At 53.2% G+C, this 4,056-nt stretch carries 4 protein-coding genes and 1 pseudogene; 1 reads left to right on the top strand and 4 read right to left on the bottom strand.

Annotated features, from left to right (window positions below; translation table 11 throughout):
- Positions 1-321: 321 nt before the first annotated feature.
- Entirely contained in the window at positions 322-663 is a 342-nt protein-coding gene (locus C814_RS18930) for a GIY-YIG nuclease family protein (protein ID WP_016317042.1), read from the bottom strand.
- Positions 663-1,145, bottom strand: coding sequence for a DUF6530 family protein (locus C814_RS18925; protein WP_016317041.1), 483 nt, complete (start codon positions 1,143-1,145; stop codon positions 663-665). Before C814_RS18925 ends, C814_RS18930 begins: the two co-directional genes overlap by 1 nt.
- A 223-nt stretch (positions 1,146-1,368) precedes the next feature.
- Here C814_RS18925 and C814_RS18920 point away from each other — a divergent pair, with 223 nt between their 5' ends.
- Complete coding sequence (locus C814_RS18920) at positions 1,369-2,646, top strand: prenyltransferase/squalene oxidase repeat-containing protein (protein ID WP_016317040.1); 1,278 nt, start codon at positions 1,369-1,371, stop codon at positions 2,644-2,646.
- Between the two features lie 13 nt (positions 2,647-2,659).
- Here the strand turns inward: C814_RS18920 and C814_RS18915 are convergent.
- Positions 2,660-3,499 (bottom strand): annotated as a pseudogene (locus C814_RS18915) (DHHW family protein); the annotation flags it as partial.
- A gap of 181 nt (positions 3,500-3,680) precedes the next feature.
- Positions 3,681-4,056 (bottom strand): hypothetical protein (locus C814_RS24420; protein ID WP_207637140.1); only part of this gene is annotated, 376 nt, incomplete at its 5' end.

Below are 4,056 nucleotides of genomic sequence, written 5' to 3'. Positions count from 1 at the left end.
CGGGGGTCTTCTCGGACCTACGGTCCGAAGCGCGGCATCCGCCGCGACGCCCCCTCAGTTTGCCTTGCGGGCGAGGGGTCGGCGACCCCTCCCCGTAGGCCCCTCCCTTCCGGGCTGGGTGCCGCTTTTTTCCAAAACGAAAGTTTTACTCAATTTTTTTCAAAAAATTGCGGTTTCCAAAGGCAGAGCCTTTGGTCGCTCATCGCAATGAGCGAAATACTTTATCCTGTGAAGCGCTTTTTTCGGGTGAATTGCCGCGAAGCGGCGAGAGGGGGCTTTTTGCAAGAGAAAAAGCCCCCTTTCAAACATACGGAACCGTCTCTAATAGGAAAGGTCCGGGTCGAATTTTTCCGCCCAAAGCTCCCCCAGAAGCTCCAGCTCCTCGCGAAACTCCGCTTCGGTCTGGGTTTCCTTTTGGGTGATTTCCTCCAGAATTTCAAAGGTGAATGCATCACCGCCGAAGGTCTCCCAGTCCTTTTGCAGCCGGAATCCCAGACTTGTTCCCGTCATCTGCGCGAAGGTAAACCGGTTTTTGCTCCCCTGTGGGTTGACCACAGCTTCAAGCAGATACCGCCCGTTTTTCTGGTTGGTCGTTTTGCAGATACCGCCTGTCAGCGGCTTGGCCTTAAATTCCCGGATCAGATTTTTTTTATGCTGGTCCATCAGTATCCCATCTCCTTTAAAATGCGTGCGAGAACCCGCATCCGTTCCCCCAGCAGCTCGTCATCCTGCGACAGCGCCTGGGAGAACAGTTGGATGTCCTCGTCGATCCTCTCATTTTCAGTGCAGACTGCGACAGTCATCGCGTCCCCTTGCAGCCCTACCCGGTCGATCACCGGTTTCTCCGGGTCGTACAGCTTCGGATGCCGGTAGCTTTCCTCCCGGAAAAACAGTTTGGACCGGCAGATCAAAATTGCAAGGTCGATCACCCGGTGCAGAGGCAGTTCCTCCGACTGCCGCGACCACTTTTCTCCCGTATATCGCCAGACTTTTGCGGAAATATCCAGTTTTCCGCGGTCGTTCCACTGCGCAAGTCCCAGAGAAAGCCCCTGCGTATCCGTTTGATAGGCGGTGCGCCCATCGATATTTCCATAATCCTCCGCAACGATTACCGGCTTGTGTTTTAGGGTTGTTGGTATCCTCATTTTGAATCAGTCCTCTAGTAAATTAGTAATTTACTAGATATTATAGCGGAAGAGGGTGTGGTTTGTCAAGAGGGAGGATATGAACACCTCTCCCACCGGTTGAAATCTTTGTCCGGCTGTGCTATAATCATCAGAAACCCATTTCCGCCGCAGATTCCGTCTGCGGGATTTTCTTTCGCGGCTTTTATCGCCTGAACTTTGGAGAAAAAGGAGGACTTTAACCATGCTGAAGCAGCTTTGCGCACTGGTTTTAAGTTTCTCTGTCCTGCTGGGTACTGCACTTCCGGTACAGGCACAGGACAACCAGGACCATAGAGTTTCCCCTGTCGCAGGGCAGACCTGGGAATACCTCAACAATCAGCCAGCCGGACAGTGGAGTATCACCGTCTGCTCTCTCGGGCAGCGGGAAATCCGGGAGGATGCCAAAGCCCGGCTTTACACTATGTTGGAGACAGGACGTTCCAACGGGTTTCGCAAAGCGCACGATCTGGAGCTTTCGATCCTGGCGCTGGTCAAGCTCGGGCAGGACCCATCCGCTTATCAGAAAACCAATCTGCTCTCCACGCTATCCTCGCATGAGAACCTGTATGAGGATGGGCTGGAAAACGCAAGCCTGGCGTTGATGGCCTATACTGCGGCAGAAAGCCCGATTTTTGAGTCTGCGCGGAATTCCATCCCTTCGGTGACCGATTATCTGGTTTCCTCCCAGCAGCGCTCAGGAGGCTTCGCCCCCACCGCTGGACGTGATCCGGATGTTATTGTCACCGCAGATGCGATCACCGCGCTTGCCCCTCAGAAGGATGTTTCCTATGTCAGCTCCTCGCTGGAACGTGCGTTGTCATGGCTTTCTGAGCAGCAGAACCCGGATGGGACCTTCAACGCGCAGGGCGGTGCCAACTGCCGGGCGACGGCTGCGGTGCTGACTGCCATATCCACCCTGGGCATTCCCCTTGAAGATGCGCGGTTTGTCAAGGAGGGCGGTGATCTGCTCGATGCCCTTTTCCGGTTCCAGAACACGGATGGAGGGTTTTCCATGCTGATGGGGGAACCTTCATCGGTTGAGGCAACCGAGTACGCTGCTCTTGCACTCTATGCCGATCAGACCGGGCTTTCCCCCCATCTTTCTCCCTCCTGTTATCCGGGATATGCCCCGTCTGAGCCGGAACAAAAACGGAGCGCAGTGATGTCCTACCTGCAATTTCTGGTTGGTTTTCTTGGAATGCTGGCAATTATCTATGCTCTGCTGCTTCTCACCACCTGGATCGGCAAAAAGTGGGGCGATCGCAGAATCCCGTTCTTTGGGAATCCCTACGATCTGGAAAGCAGCCCCGAAGCACAGACAGCGCGTCCGGCCCAGCCGCCTATCGAAGAAGTACCGATGGAAACCATGGAAATCCATATACCGATGCAGGCCGAACTGCCTGATTTCGATACCATCCCCGAGATGGAACCGCCTTACCCCTCCGAGATAGAACCGGATGAAAAAACCCCTCCTGTTTAAGGGAGGGGTTTTTTTAATAGGTGATCCGCGCGACATCTGCGCTGCTCGAAAAAGACAAAAAATTGTAAAGGATCAATACATCATCAAATTCGACCTGCGACATCAGTTCGCTGACCGGCGTCAGGTTGCTGCGCAGGTCCACGACATAAACCTCGTCGTAGTTATAGGTCAGGAACGGGGCGAAGCTGTTCCCAAAACTGTCCTTGAAGAGCAGGACCCGGGAAGTTTTTCCGGCTTCCTGCGTACGGTTGTTTCGGGATTTGATCACCGTCACGTCGGCATTCCCCCAGAGAAGCCCGGCGTGTTTGTCCCGGACTCCCCACTGGGCGGTATTATGCAGGGTTGGTTTCTGCTCCCCGCCGACCGTCACCGAATCGACCGGAAGATCATAAACAGCGATCGTGTCCGGCAGCGCAGAATAGAGCTTGCATTTACTGAAGTAACTCCCATAGAAATCGGGCAGGTAATAGAGATATGGTTTCAGTGTTTCCAGTTCCACCGGCGTTTTCCCGCGTGACGCAGCAAATGCCTGATAGGCGCGATAGGCGCCATAGGAAGTCCAATGATGGTCGGTGCGATAGTAGGCGAGCAGCTCCTCCTCGTTTGGCTCCCGGGACGCGTTAAAGGCTGCCGCATCTGCTGCGGTTTGCGTCATCACCGGGAACAGGTCGAGCCACTCCGATTCTATCTGCGAACGGATCTGCTCACAATAGGCGCGTTGATCGACATTGTGCAGCCCGGTAGGAAGGTAATCCCCCAGTATCGCATAGGAACTCGGGATCACCGAAACGGTGACCGGAACCTGATTCCCATAGGTCTGCACGAACTCGTTCAAAAAGCCGATATTGCGTTCGATCCGGTCCTCATCGGTTGTCAGGTATTCCTCAAACAGATAGTGGTCGGAGCCGTAAACGATCCCATTGTTCTTGATCTTGCCAAATGCGGACTCACTGACCGATTTTACGGTGATCCACCAGTCCCGCCCCACGAACTGGTCGTTGATATAGGTTTCATACTTTGGGGTGTACTGGTTTTTAAAAAGCTGGGACCAACTGAATGCCGGCTTTTGGGTCAGATATTTGTTTTCCATCTCGCTGAACACCCGGTTGTTGACGCACATGTCCGCAACCGTGGTGACAAACAAGAAGAGAGTGAACAGGATCAAAAGTGGATACCGCTTGATTTTTTGCATCGCTATCCTCCCTTAGAAACGGAAATACAGAAAAGGATTGCAGGTGTAATACACAAAGTATGCCGCTGACAGCGATAAAATCGCGATCAGAGGTAGATACCGTTTGATTTTTTGCATCTTTATCCCCCTTTAAAAACGGAAATACAGGAATGGATTGCAGGTGTAATACACAAAGTATGCCGCTGACAGCGATAAGATCGCGATCAGAGGTAGATACC

The sequence above is a fragment of the Anaerotruncus sp. G3(2012) genome, assembly GCF_000403395.2.
GTDB lineage: Bacteria > Bacillota > Clostridia > Oscillospirales > Ruminococcaceae > Anaerotruncus.
The sequence above is the reverse complement of the archived record's forward strand: the minus strand, read 5'-3'. Positions and strand labels throughout refer to the sequence as shown.